This window comes from Streptomyces sp. NPDC018833 (assembly GCF_044390825.1).
Lineage (GTDB): Bacteria > Actinomycetota > Actinomycetes > Streptomycetales > Streptomycetaceae > Streptomyces.
The window spans coordinates 42,891-62,556 of sequence record NZ_JBIRZM010000009.1 but is presented as its reverse complement, the minus strand read 5'-3'; the positions used below and the strand labels follow the sequence as shown (position 1 = coordinate 62,556).

General features: G+C 69.9%; 21 protein-coding genes. 7 read left to right on the top strand and 14 right to left on the bottom strand.

Annotation, left to right across the window (positions count from 1 at the left end; genetic code table 11):
- Positions 1-98: 98 nt before the first annotated feature.
- Positions 99-554, bottom strand: a complete 456-nt coding sequence (locus ACH5AF_RS19405; RefSeq protein ID WP_177148502.1) for an Lrp/AsnC family transcriptional regulator — start codon at positions 552-554, stop codon at positions 99-101.
- A gap of 131 nt (positions 555-685) precedes the next feature.
- Here ACH5AF_RS19405 and ACH5AF_RS19400 point away from each other — a divergent pair, with 131 nt between their 5' ends.
- Positions 686-832 carry a hypothetical protein gene (locus ACH5AF_RS19400; RefSeq protein WP_215185353.1) on the top strand — a complete coding sequence of 49 codons (147 nt, stop codon included), beginning with the start codon at positions 686-688 and terminating at the stop codon, positions 830-832.
- Here the strand turns inward: ACH5AF_RS19400 and ACH5AF_RS19395 are convergent.
- Positions 829-1,506 (bottom strand): UbiX family flavin prenyltransferase, encoded by a 678-nt coding sequence (locus ACH5AF_RS19395; RefSeq protein WP_215185352.1) that lies wholly within the window; start codon positions 1,504-1,506, stop codon positions 829-831. The two genes, ACH5AF_RS19400 and ACH5AF_RS19395, sit on opposite strands and share 4 nt — an antisense overlap.
- A gap of 95 nt (positions 1,507-1,601) precedes the next feature.
- Here ACH5AF_RS19395 and ACH5AF_RS19390 point away from each other — a divergent pair, with 95 nt between their 5' ends.
- Positions 1,602-2,198, top strand: a complete 597-nt coding sequence (locus ACH5AF_RS19390; RefSeq protein WP_398902859.1) for a rhomboid family intramembrane serine protease — start codon at positions 1,602-1,604, stop codon at positions 2,196-2,198.
- A gap of 15 nt (positions 2,199-2,213) precedes the next feature.
- On the opposite strand, the gene ACH5AF_RS19385 is transcribed toward ACH5AF_RS19390, so the two are convergent.
- The 4 genes from ACH5AF_RS19385 to ACH5AF_RS19370 form a co-directional block, all read right to left on the bottom strand.
- Positions 2,214-2,774, bottom strand: a complete 561-nt coding sequence (locus ACH5AF_RS19385; protein ID WP_398902858.1) for a Uma2 family endonuclease — start codon at positions 2,772-2,774, stop codon at positions 2,214-2,216.
- Positions 2,775-2,930: 156 nt separating this feature from the next.
- Positions 2,931-3,848 carry a menaquinone biosynthesis prenyltransferase MqnP gene (mqnP, locus tag ACH5AF_RS19380; RefSeq protein ID WP_398903029.1) on the bottom strand — a complete coding sequence of 306 codons (918 nt, stop codon included), beginning with the start codon at positions 3,846-3,848 and terminating at the stop codon, positions 2,931-2,933.
- Positions 3,848-4,318, bottom strand: a complete 471-nt coding sequence (locus ACH5AF_RS19375) for a hypothetical protein (protein WP_398902857.1) — start codon at positions 4,316-4,318, stop codon at positions 3,848-3,850. The genes mqnP and ACH5AF_RS19375 overlap by 1 nt, the downstream gene beginning before the upstream one ends.
- Positions 4,315-5,766, bottom strand: a complete 1,452-nt coding sequence (locus tag ACH5AF_RS19370) for a menaquinone biosynthesis decarboxylase (RefSeq protein ID WP_398902856.1) — start codon at positions 5,764-5,766, stop codon at positions 4,315-4,317. Before ACH5AF_RS19370 ends, ACH5AF_RS19375 begins: the two co-directional genes overlap by 4 nt.
- A gap of 89 nt (positions 5,767-5,855) precedes the next feature.
- Here ACH5AF_RS19370 and ACH5AF_RS19365 point away from each other — a divergent pair, with 89 nt between their 5' ends.
- The 4 genes from ACH5AF_RS19365 to ACH5AF_RS19350 all read left to right on the top strand — a co-directional run bounded on the left by ACH5AF_RS19365 (position 5,856) and on the right by ACH5AF_RS19350 (position 10,616).
- The gene (locus tag ACH5AF_RS19365; protein ID WP_398902855.1) at positions 5,856-6,242 is read left to right on the top strand and encodes a PLD nuclease N-terminal domain-containing protein; all 387 of its coding nucleotides are present in this window, start codon (positions 5,856-5,858) and stop codon (positions 6,240-6,242) included.
- A gap of 154 nt (positions 6,243-6,396) precedes the next feature.
- Positions 6,397-6,846, top strand: coding sequence for a nucleoside deaminase (locus ACH5AF_RS19360; RefSeq protein WP_398902854.1), 450 nt, complete (start codon positions 6,397-6,399; stop codon positions 6,844-6,846).
- A gap of 204 nt (positions 6,847-7,050) precedes the next feature.
- A complete protein-coding gene (locus ACH5AF_RS19355) occupies positions 7,051-9,111 on the top strand; it encodes a hypothetical protein (protein ID WP_398902853.1) in 2,061 nt (686 codons plus the stop codon).
- Complete coding sequence (locus ACH5AF_RS19350; protein ID WP_398902852.1) at positions 9,111-10,616, top strand: ABC transporter substrate-binding protein; 1,506 nt, start codon at positions 9,111-9,113, stop codon at positions 10,614-10,616. The genes ACH5AF_RS19355 and ACH5AF_RS19350 overlap by 1 nt, the downstream gene beginning before the upstream one ends.
- A gap of 85 nt (positions 10,617-10,701) precedes the next feature.
- Here ACH5AF_RS19350 and ACH5AF_RS19345 read toward each other — a convergent pair whose 3' ends face one another.
- From ACH5AF_RS19345 to hemL, 8 genes are all read right to left on the bottom strand, one after another.
- The gene (locus tag ACH5AF_RS19345; RefSeq protein ID WP_398902851.1) at positions 10,702-11,217 is read right to left on the bottom strand and encodes an SRPBCC domain-containing protein; all 516 of its coding nucleotides are present in this window, start codon (positions 11,215-11,217) and stop codon (positions 10,702-10,704) included.
- 54 nt (positions 11,218-11,271) lie between these two features.
- Entirely contained in the window at positions 11,272-12,354 is a 1,083-nt protein-coding gene (gene ccsB, locus ACH5AF_RS19340; protein WP_398902850.1) for a c-type cytochrome biogenesis protein CcsB, read from the bottom strand.
- The gene (locus ACH5AF_RS19335; protein WP_398902849.1) at positions 12,351-14,030 is read right to left on the bottom strand and encodes a cytochrome c biogenesis protein ResB; all 1,680 of its coding nucleotides are present in this window, start codon (positions 14,028-14,030) and stop codon (positions 12,351-12,353) included. The genes ccsB and ACH5AF_RS19335 overlap by 4 nt, the downstream gene beginning before the upstream one ends.
- Positions 14,031-14,036: 6 nt before the next feature.
- Entirely contained in the window at positions 14,037-14,801 is a 765-nt protein-coding gene (locus ACH5AF_RS19330) for a cytochrome c biogenesis CcdA family protein (protein ID WP_398902848.1), read from the bottom strand.
- A gap of 4 nt (positions 14,802-14,805) precedes the next feature.
- The gene (locus ACH5AF_RS19325) at positions 14,806-15,405 is read right to left on the bottom strand and encodes a TlpA family protein disulfide reductase (protein ID WP_398902847.1); all 600 of its coding nucleotides are present in this window, start codon (positions 15,403-15,405) and stop codon (positions 14,806-14,808) included.
- Between the two features lie 68 nt (positions 15,406-15,473).
- Positions 15,474-16,712 carry a hypothetical protein gene (locus ACH5AF_RS19320; protein ID WP_398903028.1) on the bottom strand — a complete coding sequence of 413 codons (1,239 nt, stop codon included), beginning with the start codon at positions 16,710-16,712 and terminating at the stop codon, positions 15,474-15,476.
- A gap of 126 nt (positions 16,713-16,838) precedes the next feature.
- Positions 16,839-17,519 (bottom strand): histidine phosphatase family protein, encoded by a 681-nt coding sequence (locus ACH5AF_RS19315; RefSeq protein WP_398902846.1) that lies wholly within the window; start codon positions 17,517-17,519, stop codon positions 16,839-16,841.
- Positions 17,516-18,832 (bottom strand): glutamate-1-semialdehyde 2,1-aminomutase, encoded by a 1,317-nt coding sequence (gene hemL / locus ACH5AF_RS19310; protein WP_398902845.1) that lies wholly within the window; start codon positions 18,830-18,832, stop codon positions 17,516-17,518. Before hemL ends, ACH5AF_RS19315 begins: the two co-directional genes overlap by 4 nt.
- 116 nt (positions 18,833-18,948) lie before the next feature.
- On the opposite strand from hemL, the gene ACH5AF_RS19305 reads away from it, so the two are divergent.
- Positions 18,949-19,503, top strand: a complete 555-nt coding sequence (locus ACH5AF_RS19305) for a hypothetical protein (protein WP_215185445.1) — start codon at positions 18,949-18,951, stop codon at positions 19,501-19,503.
- Positions 19,504-19,666: the final 163 nt, after the last annotated feature.

The following is a 19,666-nucleotide window of genomic DNA, read 5'->3' as shown; positions in this document are numbered from 1 at the left end:
TCTCCACGTAAAACAGGCTCCGCCCACCGTACTCCCCCGCCCTCGCGTCACTTCACGGGCGGGGCGGCACGGCGGGGGGGTGCTGCGGCGGGCGGAGTTCAGGCCTCGTCGGGCAGGTCGCCGACGCGGTTCTCCCACTTGGTGGACAGGACGATGGTGGTGCGCGTGCGCGAGACGCCGCGGGTGCCGGAGAGCCGGCGGATGGTCTTCTCCAGACCGTCGACGTCGCTGGCGCGCACCTTGAGCATGTACGAGTCGTCGCCCGCGATGAACCAGCAGTCCTCGATCTCGGCGAGGTCCCGGAGCCGGCGCGCCACATCCTCGTGGTCAGCGGCGTCGGAGAGCGAGATGCCGATGAGCGCCGTGACCCCGAGGCCGAGCGAGGCCGCGTCCACCGTGGCGCGGTAGCCGGTGATGACCCCCGCCGCCTCCAGGCGGTTGATGCGGTCGGTCACGGAGGGGCCGGAGAGCCCCACGAGCCGGCCGAGCTCGGCGTACGAGGCCCTGCCGTTCTCGCGCAGGGCCTGGATGAGCTGCCTGTCCACGGCGTCCATATGCCTGTGCCTTCCATTATTCAGCGATACCACAAGTTTACGTATAGAATCTAAGGCACGCAGGGACGACACCCTGCGAATCACTCAAATGATCACAGCTGATCCCACAAGGATCCGGATCCATACAGGAGATGACACTCACCGTGTACACGATCGAGATGGCCTACGCCCACATGCGACAGCTGCAGGAGCTGGCCAACCGCTCGCGTGCCCACCGGCCCTCTGCCGCCCGCCAGGTCGACCGGACCCGCGCACCGCGCCGCGGCAAGAAGCGCTAATCGTCTGCGGAGCCACCACCGAGCTCCCCCTTCCAGCGGCGGTACAGGCTGTGCGGCACCCCTGCCGCGTCCAGCACCCGCCCGGCGACGAAGTCCACCAGATCCTGGATGTGCGTCGCCCCCGCGTAGAACGCCGGAGAGGCGGGCAGCACCACGGCGCCCGCCTCGTCCAGCGTCACCAGATGCTTCAGCGTCTGCCCGTTCAGCGGGGTCTCCCGCACGGCGACCACCAGCCTGCGCCGCTCCTTGAGCGTCACGCTCGCCGCCCGCTGGAGAAGGTCCTTCGAAAGCCCCAGCGCCACACCCGCCACGCACGCGGTCGACGCGGGCACGATCAGCATCCCCTTGACCGGGTACGAGCCCGACGACGGTCCGGCCGCGAGGTCCCCCGCGGCCCAGTGCCGCACATCGTCCACATCGACGTCGAATGCGTCCGGCTTGCCGTCCGCGCCCCTCGCCAGCCACTGACGCAGGTCGTCCCGCCAGTGCGCGTCCCGGAACGCGATTCCCGTCTCGTCGAGCAGTGTCAGCCGCGAGGCTCGGCTGACGACGAGGTCCACGCTCTCGCCGGCGGCGAGCAGCGCCCGCAGCACGGCGGCGGCGTACGGCGTGCCGGAGGCACCCGACACCCCCACGACCCACGGCCGACGACTGTTCCATTCCTGCGGCTCCACACGGGTGAGCCTATCCGGCCGCGCGGGCACGGAACTGCGCCAGGTGCGCCGGACGTTCCGGTGGGTGTCAGACGTAGGACCCGAGGGGGATCGCGATGGCAGACACTCACCTCGCAGGGCGCCGGAGTGATCGCGCCCGAGCGGCGGTCAAGCTGATGCTGGCCTGGGTCGCCCTGCTGTGGCTGCTCGAAGCGGTCGACGTGGCAACGGGCCACGCGCTCGACGCGTACGGAGTCGTGTCGCGCGAGCCCGGCGAGCTGATCGACATCGTCCCGTCGGCATTCATGCACTTCGGTTTCGGTCATGTCGCGGCGAACAGCGTCCCCCTGCTGATCTTCGGCTTCCTCGCCGCACTCGGCGGCATCCGCCGCTTCCTCGCCGTGTCCCTGCTGATCATCCTGATCGACGGCGTCGGCGTCTGGCTGTTCTCCCCCGCTGACGTCAACACGGCGGGCGCGTCGGGCCTGGTCTTCGGCCTCTTCGGCTACCTGGTGACCCGAGGCTTCGTCGAGCGCCGGATGCGGGACGCGGTGGTGGGCCTGGTAGTCGGCGCGGTCTGGGGCAGCTCGATCCTGGCCGGCATATCCCCGGCGAACACGGGGGTCAGCTGGCAGGGCCACCTGTTCGGCCTGCTGGCGGGCGTGGCGGCGGCGTTCGTCTTCCGCGGCTCCCGTCCGCCCCGGACGAGGTGAGCCGGCCGGGGTGCGTCAGGAGCGCGGGTCCACCGGCAGCTTGGACGTGTCCACCGAGAACGTGCCGATGCCCGTCTCCACGGTGATGGTCTTGCCATAAGGAATGGTGTCCCGGCCGAGGTACCCGTCCGGTCCCGGGTTCCACAGCGTCACGCAGTGCTGCTCGTACGGGTCGAAGATCAGGTAGTGCGGGATGCCGCGCCGGGCGTACGCCCGGTCCTTGACCTCGTAGTCGTTGCGCACGCTGCTCGGCGAGACGACCTCGACAGCGAGCTCGATGAGCTCGGGGGAGTACGCGCTGAGGTTCTTGGCGACCTCGGCGGCGGGGATCACGGCGAGGTCGGGGCAGAATTCGTTCGCGTCGTCGACGGGGATCGCCACGTCGGAGATGAATCCCCAACCCGCAGGCACCTGCGATCTCAGAGTGCGCCACAGGCTGTGGACCGTGTGACCGCAGGTCGGCCGTCTTCCACTCAGCACCTGTTCACCGCCGACAATCTCGACCTGGTGCCCTGGGTACGCATCCTCGAGCGACGCGAGTCGCGAGCGAGGACAGTCGCTGTCTGTTCCGGACACAACCGCCTCCCCATCCCCGCAGGGGCGGGGAGCACTTCACCGTGAACGGTTTCCTGGGCATCGCCTTCGGAACATCCCCAGCGGGGAGCAACGCGTCACACGCTACGACGTCCCATCACGCCGTACGGCGACTCGACCGCCGACCACCCGATCGGGCTAGAAGGTGAGACCCCGAGCGATAAGGTCCACCGAGGCGCAGACGAAGAGCGAGATCCCGATGAAGCCGTTGGTCGTGAAGAACGCCCTGTTCAGGCGCGACAGGTCGTGCGGGCGCACGATCGAGTGCTCGTAGAGGAACGCCGCCGCCACGACCGCCAGGCCCAGCCACAGGAACACGCCCGCGTCCGTCGCCAGCGCGTACCAGACGAACAGGGCCATCGTCACGACATGGCAACCGCGCGCCCCGTACAGCGCCGCCGGGACGCCGAAACGGGCCGGGACCGACAGCACGCCGTGGGCCCGGTCCGCCTGGACGTCCTGGCAGGCGAAGATCAGGTCGAAGCCGCCGATCCACACCCCCACCGCGAGCCCGAGGAGCACCGCCTCCCACGACCACGCGCCCGTGATCGCGATCCACGCGCCGACCGGGCCCATGGCCTGGGCGAGACCGAGGATGGCGTGCGGGAAGTTGGTGAACCGCTTGCCGTACGGATAGACCACCATCGGCACCACGGCGACCGGCGCGAGCGCCAGGCACAGCGGGTTGAGCAGGGCCGCGGCCCCGAGGAAGACGACGAGGGCGACGAGCGCGCCCGTCCAGGCCGAGCGGACGGACACCGCGCCGGTGACCAGCTCGCGCGAGGCCGTGCGCGGATTGCGGGCGTCGATCTCGCGGTCGATGATCCGGTTGCACGCCATCGCGAAGGTCCGCAGGCCGACCATCGCGACGGTGACGAGCAGGAGCTTCACCCAGTGGACGTTCCGGTCGAGCTGGAACATCGCGGTGAGCGAGGCGATGTAGGCGAACGGCAGCGCGAACACCGAGTGCTCGATCATCACCAGGCGCAGGAACGCCTTGGTACGGCCGGGCCGCTCCGCCGGGCCCGGACCCACGACCCCGTCGGCGGTCGTCATCATGCGAGGCTCCCGAGGAACGCGTCGAGGTCGGCCAGCAGCCCGGCGACGGGCAGGGGGCCCGTCACCACGGTGAGCGGTGTCGCGGCGTCGTCGGGCGGCGTGAGGTGCGCCATGAAGGCGTACGCGTCCGGGCCGGCCGGTTGGGCGTCCAGACGCAGCACGGCGCCGCCGTCGACCGTGAACGGCCCGGCCGCCGCGTCGAGCTCGGCGCGCAGCCGCTCCGCGAAGCCGGCCGGCTCCGCGTCGCGTACACCGGGCAGCTCGAAGCCGTCGCCCTCACCGTCGGTCTCGAAGAGGACCGTCCAGGTGTCGCCGGCGCCCGCGAACTCCTCGGGCGCGACGCCCGCCTGCTCGGCGGCCAGCCGGACGCCCGGGTCGGTGGGGTCGAGCTCGGGCCGCACGAGGGCCACGTAATCGGTGTCGGTGCCGATGAAGAGGGCCGGACCGCCCACGGCGATGGGACTCACAGTCCGTACTCCTTCCAGCGGCGGTCCACGAGCGCCGCCGTATCGGGGTCCGACACGACCATCTCCGGCCAGCCGCCGTCCCGGGTGTAGCCCTCCTCGGGGAGCTTCCTCGTCGCGTCGATGCCCGCCTTGCCGCCCCAGAACTGCTGGTAGGAGGCGTGGTCGAGGTGGTCGACGGGGCCCTCGACGACGGTGAGGTCGCGGGCGTAGTCCGTGTTGCCCAGCGCCCGCCAGGAGACTTCGTGCAGGTCGTGGACGTCGCAGTCGGCGTCGACGACCACGATCAGCTTGGTCAGCGACATCATGTGCGCGCCCCAGATGGCGTGCATGACCTTCTGCGCGTGCTTCGGGTACTTCTTGTCGATCGAGACGATCGCGCAGTTGTGGAAACCACCCGACTCCGGCAGGTGATGGTCCACGATGTCCGGCACGATGATCTTGAGCAGGGGCAGGAAGAACCGCTCCGTCGCGCGGCCCAGCGGGCCGTCCTCCGTCGGCGGCCGGCCCACCACGATCGACTGCAGCAGCGGCCGCTTGCGCATCGTGACGCAGTCGATGGTCAGCGCCGGGAACGGCTCCTGCGGCGTGTAGAAGCCGGTGTGGTCGCCGAAGGGGCCCTCGGGCAGCATCTTCCCCGGCTCCAGCCAGCCCTCCAGTACGACCTCCGCGTTCGCCGGGACCTGGAGCGGCACGGTCTTGCAGTCGACCATCTCGATCCGCTTGCCCGCGACGAACCCCGCGAACAGGTACTCGTCGATGTCGCCGGGCAGCGGCGCGGTCGACGCGTACGTCACGGCCGGCGGGCAGCCGAAGGCGATCGCGACCGGCAGCCGCTCGCCCCGCTTGGCGGCGACCTGGTAGTGGTTGCGGCTGTCCTTGTGGATCTGCCAGTGCATGCCGATGGTGCGCCTGTCGTGGCGCTGGAGGCGGTAGAGACCGAGGTTGCGCACGCCGGACTCCGGGTCCTTGGTGTGCGTGAGACCCAGGTTGAAGAACGAGCCGCCGTCCTCGGGCCAGGTGAACAGCGCGGGCAGGGCGTCCAGGTCGACGTCGTCGCCGGTGCGGACGACCTCCTGCACGGGCGCGTCCTTCACCTTCTTCGGCGGCACGTGCACCATCGAGCCGAGCTTGCCGAACGCCTCGCGCACCCCGACGAACCCGTGCGGCAGTTCCGGCTTGAGCAGGCCGCCGATCTTGTCGCTGATGTCCTCGTAGGACGTCAGGCCGAGCGACTTCAGCAGCCGGCGGTCGGTGCCGAACACGTTCATCGCGAGCGGCATCGCCGAGCCGCGCACGTTCTCGAAGAGGAGGGCGGGGCCGCCGGCCTTGTTCACCCGGTCGACGATCTCCCCGACCTCCAGATACGGGTCGACTTCGGCCTTGATGCGCTTGAGGTCGCCCTCGCGCTCCAGCGCCCGGAGGAAGGAGCGAAGATCGTCGTAAGCCATGGGGTCAAGTATCGGCCAAGGGCTACCCTGGGCCCGTCACCGGGGCCGGGGAACACGGCCCCGCCTATGTCTTCAGGGGGCTGTCCCACATGCTCAGGGCACTGATGTACATCCTGCCGCTGGCGCTGACGATCTACGCGTTCATCGACTGTCTGAACACCCCCGAGGACGAGGCGAAGCACCTGCCCAAACTCGCCTGGATCTTCATCATCCTGCTGTTCTGGGTCGTCGGGCCGATCGTCTGGTTCGCCGCGGGGAAGATGCGGCACGCACCCGCCGGCGGCCGCACCCCTTCCGAGTGGCACCGCAACCACCGCACGCAGTGGGTCGCGCCGGACGACAATCCGGAGTTCCTGAAGTCCATCAAGGAAGAGAACAAGAAGGACGAGTCGCTGCTCAAGGACTGGGAGGCCGACCTGCGCCGCCGCGAGGAGGAGCTGAAGCGCCGCGAGCATGGCGAGGACGAGGACAGCTGATGGAGCTCCGGCTCCTGGTGACCTTCGAGAAGGTCGCCACCGTCCTCAGCTTCACGCGGGCCGCCGCCGAGCTGACGTACGCCACGTCCTGCCGATGGGGTCATCGGGCGCGCCGATGAGGTGATGCCGGGGCCCGTCGGGGAAGAGTGCGGTCATGAACGAAGCAGAGGCCCGCAGGTGGCTCGCCACCGCCGTCGCCGAGGCGCGGGCGGGGCTCGCCGAGGGAGGCATCCCGATCGGTGCGGCGCTGTACGGGGCCGACGGCCGCCTGCTGGGGTGCGGCCGCAACCGGCGTGTGCAGGACGGCGATCCGTCGACGCACGCGGAGACGGCGGCGTTCCGCGCGGCGGGCAGGCAGCGGTCGTACCGGGGCACCACCATGGTGACCACGCTCTCGCCGTGCTGGTACTGCAGCGGTCTGGTGCGGCAGTTCCGGATCTCCCGGGTGGTGATCGGCGAAGCGCGGACCTTCCACGGCGGCCACGACTGGCTGGCGGAGCACGGCGTGGAGGTCGTGCTGCTGGACGACGCCGGGTGCGCGGCGATGATGCGCGCCTTCATCGAGGAGCACCCCGACCTGTGGAACGAGGACATCGGCGAGTGAGCCCCGCGCCGCTCCGTGATCCCGCGCAGCCCCGTGATACCGCCCGGCTCCGGGGCCACGGCGACCTGGCGACGGCTCCGGCAACGGCGCGTAACAGACTGAACACGAAAACGTGAGAATTCCTCGGCCCAGCTGCCCGACAGGCCATATCATGGTTGACAACTGGATGTTCCCTGGCGCCACTTGACCGCTCGGGAGTCGTTTTTGAGGGATCAACTCGCCGCGAGGAGCGAACTGCTCGCGCAGCTCACGTCCCATCTCGCCGGCGCCGAAGTCGCCGGCCGCACCTTCCGCCCGTACTGCAAGGCACTGCCACCTCCCGTGGTCGCCGTCGTCGGTGGCCGCGGCATGGGCAAGACGTACGACTTCGCCTGGCTGCGCGACGTCTGCGGACCCGTTACGCCCACCGCGTACCTGGACTGCGCGGACGACGCGCTGCGCACCGGCGCGGCCGAGTCGCCGGAGTCGCGGTCGCTGGTGACGGAGGCGCTGCGGCTGCTGGGCATCGGGTTCACGAGCGCGGGGCCGCCCCGTGCGCCGACGCTGCACATGACCCGGCTGTTCGCCGGCCTGGTCGCGGTCGCCTCGGGCACGTGGAACGCCGACCAGGACGAGCGCATCGCCGCCGAACTGCGCCGCCTGGAGCTCATCTCGCCGTCACGCGGCAACTGGGCGCCGGTCGTGCAGAGCTGGGTGGCCAAGCTGATGGCGGCGTACGCGGCGCTGCCGATGCCGCTGCCTCCGGTGCAGAAGTTCATCGAGGTGTCGGTGGAGGTGCTGCTGCAGGAGCTGTTCCAGCGCGGCAGCCGCAAGGCCGTCGGCTGGTACGGGGCCTATCCGGGCGCGCAGGGCAGCGCCCGCTGGGGGCTGACCCTGCTGGGCAGTCACTTCCGCCTCGGCGGTGACCAGCGACGGCGCGCCGAGTACTTCCTCGGGCAGGCACTGCGCGCCGACCTGGACGCGGCGTACCGGACGGCCGGTGGCTGGCTGCTGCGCACGGGCCGTCCGCTGATGCTGCTGGACAACGCCCACGACGAGCTGGGCGAGCAGCTGGTGCGGGACTGCCTCACCCACCGCTCGACCGGCCATCCGGACCGGGTCGTCATGTACGCCGCGTTCCGGCGCGGCGACCCGTCGGTGCTTCAGGGCGCGCACCGGCTGGCGTCGCTCAGCTCCGCGGTGGGCCTGGCCGGCAGCCGGGGCGACGGGCTGTGCCGGCACCCCATGGTCGTGGTGCCGTATCCGCCGCTGCCGTCGGCCGGTCCCGAGACCTCCGACGGTCTGCTCAGCCATGTCGACCCGGACGCGATGCTGCCGCCCGGACTGCCGCGTGCGCTCTACCGGTTCACCGGAGGACGGCCGCTGGCCATGACCCGGATGACGGACGCGATCGAGCACCTGCGGACCACGCCGGGGGCCGCCACGGCCCCCGGCCCGCTCGCGCCGGCCGCCCTGGCGACGCTGACGCTGCGTTCGCTGCTGCGGCACCGGCCGGCGACCCCGTTGCAGGCGGCCACCGGGCCGACCCTGGCCGAAGCCGTGCGGGAGGAGCTGGCCCCGGGGGAAATGGGCGAACTGCTCACCCGGCTGTCCCCGGCCGCGGACGCGCGCTCTGCCGAGCTGCTGCTCCCGGCGGCGGCCGGCATGACGACCGCGGAGCTGCGCCATGCGCTCGACGCCGACGGATGGCCGCGCTGCGAGCGGCACTTCGTGGCCGACCACTGCTTGCGCACCCTGCTGCTGCACCGGCTCTACCACCTGGACGCCGACCACTCCTCCTGGCTCGGCATGCACTCCCGGCTGGTGATGCACTACGCGGCGGCCGGGCCCGTCTCCTGGCACGCGTACCACCACGAGCTGGCGATCGGCCGGACCCAGGGGGCCGTCGCGCACCTGACCGGCTCCCTCGGCCGCCCGGACACGTCGGGCTGGCTGGAGGAACTGCTGCACATCGCGTCCGCGCCGTGCTTCGACGGGCTCGCGCAGCGGCGCCGTCTCGCGTTCACGGGCGGGCACCGCGACCCGGAGCGGCGCGTCGAGCGGCTGCTGAACGCCGCCTGGCTCGCGCAGGACTGGCTGGAACTGCCCGAGGCGCGGCTGGAGGCGGCAGTCCACGGCGCGCTGTACGCGCTGCGGGACGACGTCGCCGACAGCTCCGTACTCACCGACGCCGCCACGCAATGGGCGGAGAGCATCCGGTCGGGTCGTCCGCTGTGGGAGTGCGACTGTTCCCGGCGGATCCGGGCGAGTGGGGGGAACGACTGATGAACAACCTGACGAAGATCCTCATCGGGGTCGGCGCCGCGACCGCGGTCGTGCTGGCCGTGCTGTTCGGCCCGGGCGTGCTCGACCCGGACCGCTCGTGCGCGACGGGCGTGGTGAAGCCCGAGGGCAGCGACGAGTGCATCGGCGTCTCGGCGACCGGCTACCACTTCGGGGTGAAGGAGATACAGGAGGTCGCCCGCGCCATCGGTGCCGAGAACAGAACAGTGGACGACTCCGAGCAGCTGGCGGTCTCGGTCGCGGTGATGATGCCGTTCAGCTCCAAGGCGCCGGAGCAGCTGAGGAAGATGCGGCACGAGTTGCAGGGCGTGTACGTGCAGCAGCGGCTCGCCAACCGGGCAGAGGGCCGGCCGCCCAAGATCCGTCTGCTGCTGGCCAACACCGGCAATCTGGGCCACTACTGGGAGGACGTGGCGAACCAGCTGGTCACCATGGTCGACGGCCCCGAGCAGCTGCGCGTGGTGACCGGCATTGCCACCAGCAACACCGCGAACAAGCAGGCCGTCGCCCTGCTGGCCCGTCACCGGATTCCGATGGTCGGCTCCACCATCACCGCCGACGACATCACCAACGTCCCCGGCCTCGCCCGCGTCTCCCCCACCAACAAGGATGAGGCCCGGGCGCTGGTGTTCCACGCCAAATCCGTCGACCGCAGCGCCCTGCTCGTCTACGACACCAATCCGGACGACCGCTATGCGCAGACGCTGCGCGAGGCGTTCAACGAGCAGCTGCCCGACCAGGTCTACGAGCCGAGGCAGTTCACCTCCAGCGAGGAGCCCGACAATCCGGGCAATCTTGGCAATGTCTTCAACAGCATCGCCCACTACATCTGCGACACCGAGGCGCACACGGTGTTCTTCGCGGGCCGCCACACTCCCCTGCGGGTGTTCGTCTCGGAGCTCGGCAAAGCGGGCTGCGCCGGCCGCGGGTTCACGGTCCTGACCGGTGACGAGGCGTCCTATCTCGGCTCGGACGACAAGCTGGACCGGCAGGCCCTGGCGGTGCGGCCGGGCGAGAAGAAGCCGCGGGTGACGCTGAAGTACGCGGCGCTCGCCCACCCGGACGCCTGGGTCGAGGCCCCGGGACGGCCGCTGCCCGCGAGGGGCGGCTCGGCGGCGGCGTACCGGCAACTGGCCGACGGCATCGCGGAGATGCGCGCCGACATCGGGCCGAACCAGCTTCAGGACGGGCAGACGATCATCGGCTACGACGCGATGGCGACCGCCGTGCAGGGCATCCGGCGCGCGACCGGCACCTCGGCGAAGGCCCCGGCGCTGACCGATGTGACCGCCCAGTGGCCCCATCTGACGGGCTCGCTCCGGGTGAACGGCGCCAGCGGCTGGATCTGCCTGGACAACTACGGCAACCCGCGGAACAAGGCGGTGCCGATCGTGCGGCTCGCCGCCGACGGCACGCTGCGGTTCCAGGAGTTCTCGTGGCCGGATCAGGAGCCGCCGCCGGTGGACTGCATCCCCAAGAGGGACTGACCGGCCGAGAGGGACCGACCGGCCGAGAAGGACCGACCGGCCGAGAAGGACTGACCGGCCGCGCAGCAGTGCCGCCCCCGTGCGGTCACGCGGCCGCGTACGCGTCCCGCAGCTGCTGCCAGCGCTCAGGGGTCCAGGTAGACCAGTCGGTGGTCGGCCTGCCCTCCAGCGCGGCGACCAGCAGCTCGAAGTGGTGGTGCCAGCCGGCCAGGCAGTCGAGCAGCACCTCGTCGTCGCACCGCAGTTCGTTGGTGAAGCGGAGCACCGTGCCCTCGTCGCCGTGCGGCTCCAGGTGGAAGCGGATGCGGCCGTGCACGGTGACCGTGTACTCGGCGACCCGCTCCACGTCCCACGCGGTGACATGTCCCTCCGCAACGATGTAACGACCGTCCGCATCGGCGTTGAGCCAGCGCAGGGTGACGGCGCCGCCTAGTCGCGGTTCGAGGAGATCGGCGGCGCAGAGCCAGGCCGGCAGTCCTTCGGGAGTGGCGACGGCGGCCCATACCCGGATCACCGGGTGCGGCAGATGCAGCTCGTACCGCAGCAGGCGAGTGCCGTCGTCCCGGGTCTCGGTGGTGCCCTGGGGGATCACGTCACTCATGCCTCCAGCGTCACTCGCCGGCGGTGTCGGCGCTACCTCACGAGGGTTGTCGCGTCACTCCACGCCCGCGTACGAGTGCAGGCTGTTCACGAACATGTTCACGCCGTAGTAGTTCCACAGGAAGCACAGGAACGCGACGAGCGCGATGTACGCGGCCTTGCGGCCCTTCCAGCCGGCGGTGGCGCGGGCGTGCAGATAGGCGGCGTACGCGACCCAGGTGATGAAGGACCAGACCTCCTTGGCGTCCCAGCCCCAGTAACGGCCCCACGCGTCGCCGGCCCAGATGGCGCCCGCGATGATCGTGAACGTCCACAGCGGGAAGACGGCCGCGTTGACGCGGTAGGAGAACTTGTCGAGCGAGGCCGCCGAGGGCAGCCGTTCCATGACCGAGGTGGCGAACTTTCCTGGCTGTCCGCCGCGGGTGAGCTTGCGCTCGTAGGCGTCGCGGAAGAGGTAGAGAACGGCGCCGACCGCACCGAGGTAGAAGACGGCGCCACAGAAGATCGCGGTGGAGACGTGGATCCACAGCCAGTACGAGTCGAGGGCGGGCACCAGCTGGTCGCTCTCGGTGTACAGGTAGGTCACGGCGAAGCCGAGGTCCAGCAGCACGGTGGTGACGAGCGGCAGCCCGGCCCAGCGGATGTTCTTCCCGGCCAGCAGGAGGGCGAGGTACACACCGACGGCGACCGTGGAGAAGGTCGTGGAGAACTCGTACATGTTGCCCCACGGCGCGCGCTGCACCGACAGGGCGCGGGCGACGACGCCCGCCGCCTCCAGCAGGAACGCGAGCGCGGTGAGAGACACGGCGATCCGCCCGTACAGGTCGCCCTGTTCGGTGCCGCCGTGCGCGCCGGGGCCGTCGGGCACGTCCCGGGCGCCGCTCGCGGCGCGGGTGACGACCTTCGGCCTCTGAAGGACCGCGGTTCCGCCGGCGTTCCGGACGGTGACCGGTGGGGCCTCGGCCGCCTCGGCGGGGGCGGTGAGCGCGGCGGCCGTGCGGGCCACCTTGCTGCGGCTGCCGAAGAGCCACTCGGCGATGTGCGCGAGGAAGGCCAGCGTGTAGACGGCCATCGACGAATAGATCAGGTAGTTGCTGATCTCCGCCAGATTCTCGTTGGTTGCGGCGGCGAGAGTCACTTCTCAGCCCCTTCGGCAGGAACGTCTACGGGTTCAGGCGCTGTCGGCGCCTTCGAATGGAGTGTCGCGGCCAGGCCGGCCAGTTCCTCCGGGAGCTTCGCCGACTCACTGCGGCCGAGCCCGGCCATCTCGACGACCGTCACGCCGTCCTCACCGCGCACGGCCCGCACCCAGATGCGGCGGCGCTGGATGAACAGCGAGGCGGCCAGGCCCGCGATGGCGGCGATCGCGCCGCTCAGCGCCCAGCCGGTGGCGGGCTGACGGGTGATCTGGAAGGTCGCCCACTCTCTCACCTCGTTCTCGAAGGTGATGGAGCCGGCGCCGTCGGGCAGCTTCATGGTTTCGCCGGGGCGGATCCGCTGCTTGAGGATGTCGCCCTTGGCGTCCTTGAACTGCTTCATCTTGCGCGTGTCGAGCTGGTACACGTTCTGCGGCAGACCCGCGTCGACACCGAGGCTGCCGTGGTAGCCGGTGAGCGCGAGCACCGGGTACTCCAGGCCCGGGAACTGGGAGAACATGTCGCCCTTGCCGTGACCCGCGAACGTCGGCACGAAGAACGCCTGGAAGCCCAGCTGGTCCTTCTTGCCGTTCTTGTCACGGTAGCCGTCCATCACCTTGATGGCGCCGGTCGACGTGATGTTGTTGTCGATCGGCAGCAGCGGCACGGCGTCCTGGAAGACCACCTTGCCGTTGCCGTCCCGCACGGTGACGACGGGTGCGTACCCGTGGCCGTTGAGGAAGACCTTGGTGCCGTCCACCTCCAGCGGCTTGTTGACCTCGATGATCTGCTTCTTCTCGGTGCCGCCGGGCCCGGACCAGGTCACGGCCGCCTCGTAGGTGCGCGGCGTGCCGCGCTGCGGCCCGTTCTTCTCATACGTGCCGGTGAAGCCGTCCAGGCTGAAGCTGAAGGGGGGCAGGTCGTCCGTGTCGAACAGCGAACCGGACTTGAAGTCGTCGTACTGGGTGAGCGTGTTGGAGAAGCCGCCGCCCTCGACGACCAGCTTGCCGCCCTCGGACTTCAGCAGCTGGCCAAAGGCGAACGCCACCAGCATCACGATCAGCGAGACATGGAAGACCAGATTGCCGGCCTCGCGCAGATAGCCCTTCTCCGCGGCGATCGCGTCGCCCGCCGTGTGGGCGCGGAAGCGGCGTCCGCCGAGCAGCGCGAGCGCCGCCTCGCGCACCTGCTCCGGCTCGGCCTGCGTCCGCCACGTCGTGTACGCGGGTAGCCGGGTCAGCCGCCGCGGCGCGCCCGGCGGGCGGCTGCGCAGCTGACCGACGAACTGCCAGGAGCGCGGCACGATGCAGCCGATGAGCGAGAGGAAAAGCAGGATGTAGATCGCCGAGAACCACACCGAGCTGTAGACGTCGAAGAACTGCAGCTTCTCGTAGAGGGGGCCGAGGACCTCGTGGCGGTCCTTGAACGCCTGCACCTTCATCTCGTCGACGCTGTTCTGCGGGACGAGGGAGCCGGGGATCGCGCCGAGCGACAGCAGGAAGAGCAGGATCAGCGCGACCCGCATGGAGGTCAGCTGCCGCCAGAACCAGCGTGCCCAGCCGATCACTCCGAGGGCGGGGCCGCCGACGGTCTGGTCCGCGGCGGTCTCGGTGGGGGCGGTGGACAGCTGGGCGCCGGCCGCGCCGAGCTCGCGTTCGTCGGTGTCGTACTTGCTCATGGACGTTCAGATCCCCACCGTGAAACCGTTGGACCAGCTCTGCATCGACTGGACCATGCTGTCCCAGACGCCAGTGAGCAGCAGCAGACCGGTCGCGATCATCATGATGCCGCCGATCCGCATCACCCAGGCGTAGTGCCGCTTGACCCAGCCGAACGCGCCGAGCGCCTTGCGGAACGCCACCGCGGCGAGGATGAACGGAAGCCCGAGGCCGAGGCAGTACGCGACGGTCAGCAGCGCCCCGCGGCCCGCGCTGGCCTGGTCCGCCGCGAGGATCTGGACGGACGAGAGCGTCGGTCCGATGCACGGCGTCCAGCCGATGCCGAACAGGGCGCCGAGCACGGGCGCGCCCGCGAGCCCGGACACCGGCCGCTTGTGGATGCGGAATTCGCGCTGCGTGAGCCACGGCATCATGCCCATGAAGAACACGCCCAGCAGGATCATCAGCACGCCGAGGATCCTGGACAGCAGCTCCCGCTCGGCCTGGAGGGTGGAGCCGAAGTAGCCGAAGAGCGCGCCGCCGGAGACGAAGACGGCGGTGAAGCCGAGCACGAACAGGGAGGCACCGGCGACCATCCGGCCGCGCCGGGCCTCTGCGAGATCGGTGCCCGTGACGCCGGTGACGTACGAGAGGTAACCGGGGACGAGCGGCAGCACGCACGGCGAGAAGAACGAGACGAGCCCGCCGAGCACGGCGATGGGCAGCGCGAGGAGCAGGGCGCCGCCGAGGACCGTCTTGTTCAGTTCGGAGGCTGCGGCGAGGACTTCCACAGGATCACTTCTCCGCGATCAACGGGTCGATGATCTTGTGCAGTTCCTCGTCGTCGAGGGCCTTGAGCGAGCGGGCCGCGATCTTTCCGTCCCGGTCGAGCACGATCGTGGAGGGAATGGCCTGCGGATTGAGGCTGCCCTTGGGAAAGCCGTTGACGATCAGTTTGCCGATCGGGTCGTACAGGCTCGGGTACTCGATCCCGTAGTCCTTCTCGAAAGCGAGGGCCGGCCCCTTGTTGGCGTCCCGGGTGTTGATTCCGACGAACTCGACGCCCTTCGCCTTGGTCTCCTTCGCGACCTTCGCGAAATAGGGGGCCTCGGAACGGCAGGGCGGACACCATGATCCCCATACGTTCATCACGACGATCTTGCCCTGGAGATCGGCGACGTCGAGCTGGTCGCCCTCCAGGGTCTCGCCCTTGAGCTCGTTCGGAGACCGACGCTCCCCCTTGGCGACGGTCGAGATGCCGCCGGAGCCGGTGACGAAGTTGGTGTCGCCGCCGCCTCCGGACTTCCCGCCTTCGCCGCAGGCCGACAGGGTGAGCGCACCTGCGGCGACCAGTGCGGTCAGCAGGGCGGCGCGAGGGGCACGGCTGAGGCTCATGTGAAAAGTTTCGCATGGCCTCGGCGGCGATCTCCCGCGCCCCCCTGCGTGCCCGATAAGGCCCGTTGTCAGGAAGCCTTAAGGAATGCGTTCCAGCCGCCTGCCGGTGCCTGGCCGACCTCAAGGGTCCGCAGTTTCGCGAGCACCTGGGGATCCTGTGCGTCGAGCCAGTCGCAGAACTGCCGGAAGGAGACCAGCCGTACGTCCTTCTTCCCGGCCATGCCCTTCAGCGCTTCCTCCACGGCATCCATGTAGATGCCGCCGTTCCACTGTTCGAAGTGATTGCCGATGAAGAACGGCGCGCGATTGGACTCGTAGGCGCGGCTGAATCCCGCGAGATACGCCTCCGTGGCTTGCTTCCGCCAGCCCGGATAACGCGAGGGCATGCCCTTGGTCGAATTCTTGGACTGATTGGCGAGGATGTTGTAGTCCATGGACAGGACCTGGAACGAGTGCCCGGGGAACGGCATCAGCTGGAGCGGCAGGTCCCAGATGCCCAGCCGCTTGCCGGGCCACATCTGACGGCCGCCGGGCGACGAGGCGTCGTAGCGCCAGCCCAGCTTTTTCGCGGCGGGCAGCAGACGGTCCTGGCCGAGCAGACACGGGGTGCGGCCGCCGACGAGTTCCTTGCGGTAGTCGAACGGCAGCGGATCGATGTCGTGCCAGCCGCTGTTGGTCCGCCATTCGGTGACGAACTTCACAGCCTGGTCGATCTCACTCTGCCAGTCGGCGGTCGACCAGCTGCCACCCGATCCGGGGCCCTCACAGAAATGCCCGTTGAAATGGGTGCCTATCTCATGGCCGTCGAGCCACGCCTGGCGTATGTACTTCAGGGTGTCCTTGATGTGTTCGTCGGTGAGATAACCGATGTCGGACGCGCCGATCGAGTTGTTCGGCGGACGGTAGAGCGACTTCTTCGACTCGGGCAGGAGATAGATCCCGGAGAGGAAGAAGGTCATCGCCGCGTCATGGTTCCTGGCGAGTTCGAGAAAGCGCGGGAAGAGGCCGTTGCCGACCTCGCCCGCACCGTCCCAGGAAAAGATCACGAATTGCGGCGGCGTCTGCCCCGGTTCCAGCGGAACTTCACGCCCCGGCTGGTTGGGCTGCTTGCCGGTGTCGGACGTGGAGCCGTCGCCGATCGGCCGGCCCTGCGCCGCCGACGGCGAGGGCTTGGCCCCCTTGCCCTGGTCACCGCCCCGGCCACGGCCGGATCCGCCCGGGCCACTGGAGCCACAGCCCGCCACTGTGACCGCGGCCGCGGCCCCAAGTCCCGCTCCGAGCAGACCCCTTCGGGTGATGTCGCGCATATCGTCCCCCATCCGCACTCCCCTGGTCCGGGGGAGATTTCCAAACCGGCACAGGGAGAGATGCCGTGCGGAACGCGGAGGTTCCTGATATGCGCGACGGGTTCTTCTACGTCTTTTCCCGGGTGGCTACGCGCCGAATGCCTTCGACTTGCCCTTCACGGGCTTGGCACCGGCGAGAAGATGCGGCGGAACGAGATCGCGGGCCGGCTCGGAGTATCCGACGGAGACAATCGTGTTGCCCTCGTAGGTGAACGAGGTCAGCGAGGCCAGCGTGCACTGGCGGCGCCGCGGGTCGTGCCACAGCCGGCGCTTCTCGACGAAACTGCGCACCACCCAGATCGGCAACTGGTGGCTGACGCACACCGCCTCGTGTCCGCGCGCCGCGTCCCGCGCCGCCTCCAGGGCGGCCGTCATCCGCTCGACCTGCTCCACGTACGGCTCGCCCCAGGACGGGCGGAACGGGTTGGTCAGGTGCTTCCAGTTGGCCGGCTGGCGCAGCGCGCCGTCGCCGACGCCGAAGGTCCTGCCCTCGAAGACGTTGGCCGCCTCGATCAGCCGCTCGTCGGTTTCGAGCGTCAGACCGTGCGACTTGGCGATCGGCTGGGCGGTCTCCTGGGCGCGCTCCAGCGGTGAGGCGACGACATGCGTGATGTCCCGGCCCGCCAGATGTTCGGCGACCCGGTCGGCCATCTGCCGCCCGAGCTCGGAGAGGTGGTAGCCGCTGCGGCGGCCGTAGAGGACGCCATCGGGGTTGTGCACCTCGCCGTGGCGCATCAGATGGACGACGGTGATGTCCCTGCGGCTCATGCGGTGGCCTCCGCGGCGGCTCGGGCGGCGGCGGGCAGCGCCGCCGCGATCCGCTCGATCGCGCGCTCGTCGTGGGCGGTGGAGACGAACCAGGACTCGAACGCGGACGGCGGCAGGTAGACGCCGTCGGCGAGCATCGAGTGGAAGAACGCGTTGAAGCGGAACGCCTCCTGCTTCTTGGCGTCCTCGTAGTCCCTGACCTCGGTCGGGGTGAAGAAGACGGAGAACATGTTGGACGCCGTCTGCAGCCGGTGCGCCACGCCCTGCTCGGTCAGGGCGTCCCGGACCAGCGCCTGGATCTCTGTGGAGACCGCGTTCACCTTCTCGTACGCGGCGTCGTCCAGCAGCCGCAGCTGCGCGAGGCCCGCTGCGGTCGCGACCGGGTTACCGGACAGCGTGCCCGCCTGGTAGACGGGACCGGCCGGCGCGAGGTGCGCCATGACGTCCCGGCGGCCGCCGAACGCGGCGGCCGGGAACCCGCCGCCCATCACCTTGCCGAAGGTCATCAGGTCGGGCACGACACCGTCGACACCGAACCAGCCCGCCTTCGAGGTGCGGAAACCGGTCATCACCTCGTCGGAGATGTACAGGGCGCCGTTCTTCGCGCAGGCGTCCTTGAGCCCCTGGTTGAAGCCGGGCCGCGGCGGGACCACGCCCATGTTGCCGGGCGACGCCTCCGTGATCACACAGGCGATCTCGCCCGGGTGTGCGCGGAAGGCCGCCTGCACGGCCTCCAGGTCGTTGTACGGCAGCACGATCGTGTCACCGGCCTGCGCACCCGTGACGCCGGGCGTGTCCGGCAGGGCGAACGTCGCGACGCCCGAACCCGCCGCCGCGAGCAGCGCGTCGACGTGACCGTGGTAACAGCCGGCGAACTTGATCACCTTGGGCCGGCCGGTGAAACCGCGGGCCAGCCGGATCGCCGACATCGTCGCCTCCGTACCGCTGGAGACCAGCCGTACCTGCTCGACGGGCGCCACACGGGCCACGATCTCCTCGGCGAGAGCGACCTCGCCCTCGCCCGGCGTGCCGAAGGAGGTGCCGCGGGCGACCGCCGCCTGCACCGCCTCGATCACCTCGGGGTGGGAGTGCCCGAGGATCATCGGCCCCCAGGAGCAGACGAGGTCGACGTACTCACGACCGTCGGCATCGGTCAGGTACGGTCCGGTGCCGGACACCATGAACCGGGGCGTACCGCCCACGGCGCGGAAGGCACGGACGGGAGAGTTCACGCCGCCGGGCGTCACAAGGGACGCGCGGTCGAAAAGCGTCTGCGAAACTGGGGCGTCATAGGGAAAGCTCACGGAAACCATGGTCTCAGAGGCCCGGGCGATCTTGCGGACAGGTGTTTCACCGGACGTTCGTGGGGGAGGTCACTGTCACGATGATCTGGTTGCGCGGCGGGGGCTGCGAGTGGTCGGGTGGAGATATGCATCGCGGTGGCGGACTGGGCGAGGGGACCGACGACCTGGGTCCTGAGCCTGCCCGGCGTGGAAAACACCGGCGAGGCGAAGCGGATGATCCCGTGGGAGGCAGGAGCGGCCGGTTGGGGGTGACGTACAAGTACTTCGGTGCGCCCGACGGGGCCACGGCCGCACGGGTGCCGATCTCGATGCGCCCCGAGGAGCTCGGCGGCGACGAGCTCGGCATGGGCGGCATGTTCACGAAGATCAAGCCGGAGACCATAGCCGCGATGGTGCTGACCGGCATCCAGGGCATGCCCCTGCACAAGGTGCCGCCGCTGGAGCTGGTGGTGCTCCACCCCGACTATGCGGTGGTGAAGCTGCCCATGACCGTGGTCGACCCGCTGCGGGACATCGGCGAGGAGTCGGTGGGCGCGGCCGCCTTCATCTGGTCGACCGTCCCCGACCGGGGCGGGCCGCGGGACGCGTTCAACGTCTACCAGCTGCTGCACGAATGGCAGGATTTCAGTCATCGTCTGCACGAGGCGGGGCATCAGCCGTACTGCTTGGTGTGGCCCTGACGTACTGCTCGGTGTGGCCTGGCGCCACGCGCCGCGCGCCCTTCGCGCCCACGCTCGCCGGGAGCCGTTGGGGCCGGTGCGCCCTTGGTCCCCACGCGCCACGCGGCCTTCGCGCCCACGCTCGCCGGGAGCCGTTGGGGCCGGTGCGCCCTTGGTCCCCACG

What these genes read in the sequence shown, in the direction of transcription:
- hemL (WP_398902845.1), bottom strand. Translation starts at nt 18,832, where the DNA reads ATGGTTTCCGTGAGCTTTCCCTATGACGCCCCAGTTTCGCAGACGCTT.
- ACH5AF_RS19305 (WP_215185445.1), top strand. Translation starts at nt 18,949, where the DNA reads ATGCATCGCGGTGGCGGACTGGGCGAGGGGACCGACGACCTGGGTCCT.
- mqnP (WP_398903029.1), bottom strand. Translation starts at nt 3,848, where the DNA reads ATGACGACCGCCGACGGGGTCGTGGGTCCGGGCCCGGCGGAGCGGCCC.
- ACH5AF_RS19370 (WP_398902856.1), bottom strand. Translation starts at nt 5,766, where the DNA reads ATGGCTTACGACGATCTTCGCTCCTTCCTCCGGGCGCTGGAGCGCGAG.
- ACH5AF_RS19320 (WP_398903028.1), bottom strand. Translation starts at nt 16,712, where the DNA reads ATGCGCGACATCACCCGAAGGGGTCTGCTCGGAGCGGGACTTGGGGCC.
- ACH5AF_RS19400 (WP_215185353.1), top strand. Translation starts at nt 686, where the DNA reads ATGACACTCACCGTGTACACGATCGAGATGGCCTACGCCCACATGCGA.
- ACH5AF_RS19390 (WP_398902859.1), top strand. Translation starts at nt 1,602, where the DNA reads ATGGCAGACACTCACCTCGCAGGGCGCCGGAGTGATCGCGCCCGAGCG.
- ACH5AF_RS19335 (WP_398902849.1), bottom strand. Translation starts at nt 14,030, where the DNA reads ATGAGCAAGTACGACACCGACGAACGCGAGCTCGGCGCGGCCGGCGCC.
- ACH5AF_RS19350 (WP_398902852.1), top strand. Translation starts at nt 9,111, where the DNA reads ATGAACAACCTGACGAAGATCCTCATCGGGGTCGGCGCCGCGACCGCG.
- ACH5AF_RS19405 (WP_177148502.1), bottom strand. Translation starts at nt 554, where the DNA reads ATGGACGCCGTGGACAGGCAGCTCATCCAGGCCCTGCGCGAGAACGGC.
- ACH5AF_RS19365 (WP_398902855.1), top strand. Translation starts at nt 5,856, where the DNA reads ATGCTCAGGGCACTGATGTACATCCTGCCGCTGGCGCTGACGATCTAC.
- ACH5AF_RS19315 (WP_398902846.1), bottom strand. Translation starts at nt 17,519, where the DNA reads ATGAGCCGCAGGGACATCACCGTCGTCCATCTGATGCGCCACGGCGAG.
- ACH5AF_RS19345 (WP_398902851.1), bottom strand. Translation starts at nt 11,217, where the DNA reads ATGAGTGACGTGATCCCCCAGGGCACCACCGAGACCCGGGACGACGGC.
- ACH5AF_RS19360 (WP_398902854.1), top strand. Translation starts at nt 6,397, where the DNA reads ATGAACGAAGCAGAGGCCCGCAGGTGGCTCGCCACCGCCGTCGCCGAG.
- ACH5AF_RS19325 (WP_398902847.1), bottom strand. Translation starts at nt 15,405, where the DNA reads ATGAGCCTCAGCCGTGCCCCTCGCGCCGCCCTGCTGACCGCACTGGTC.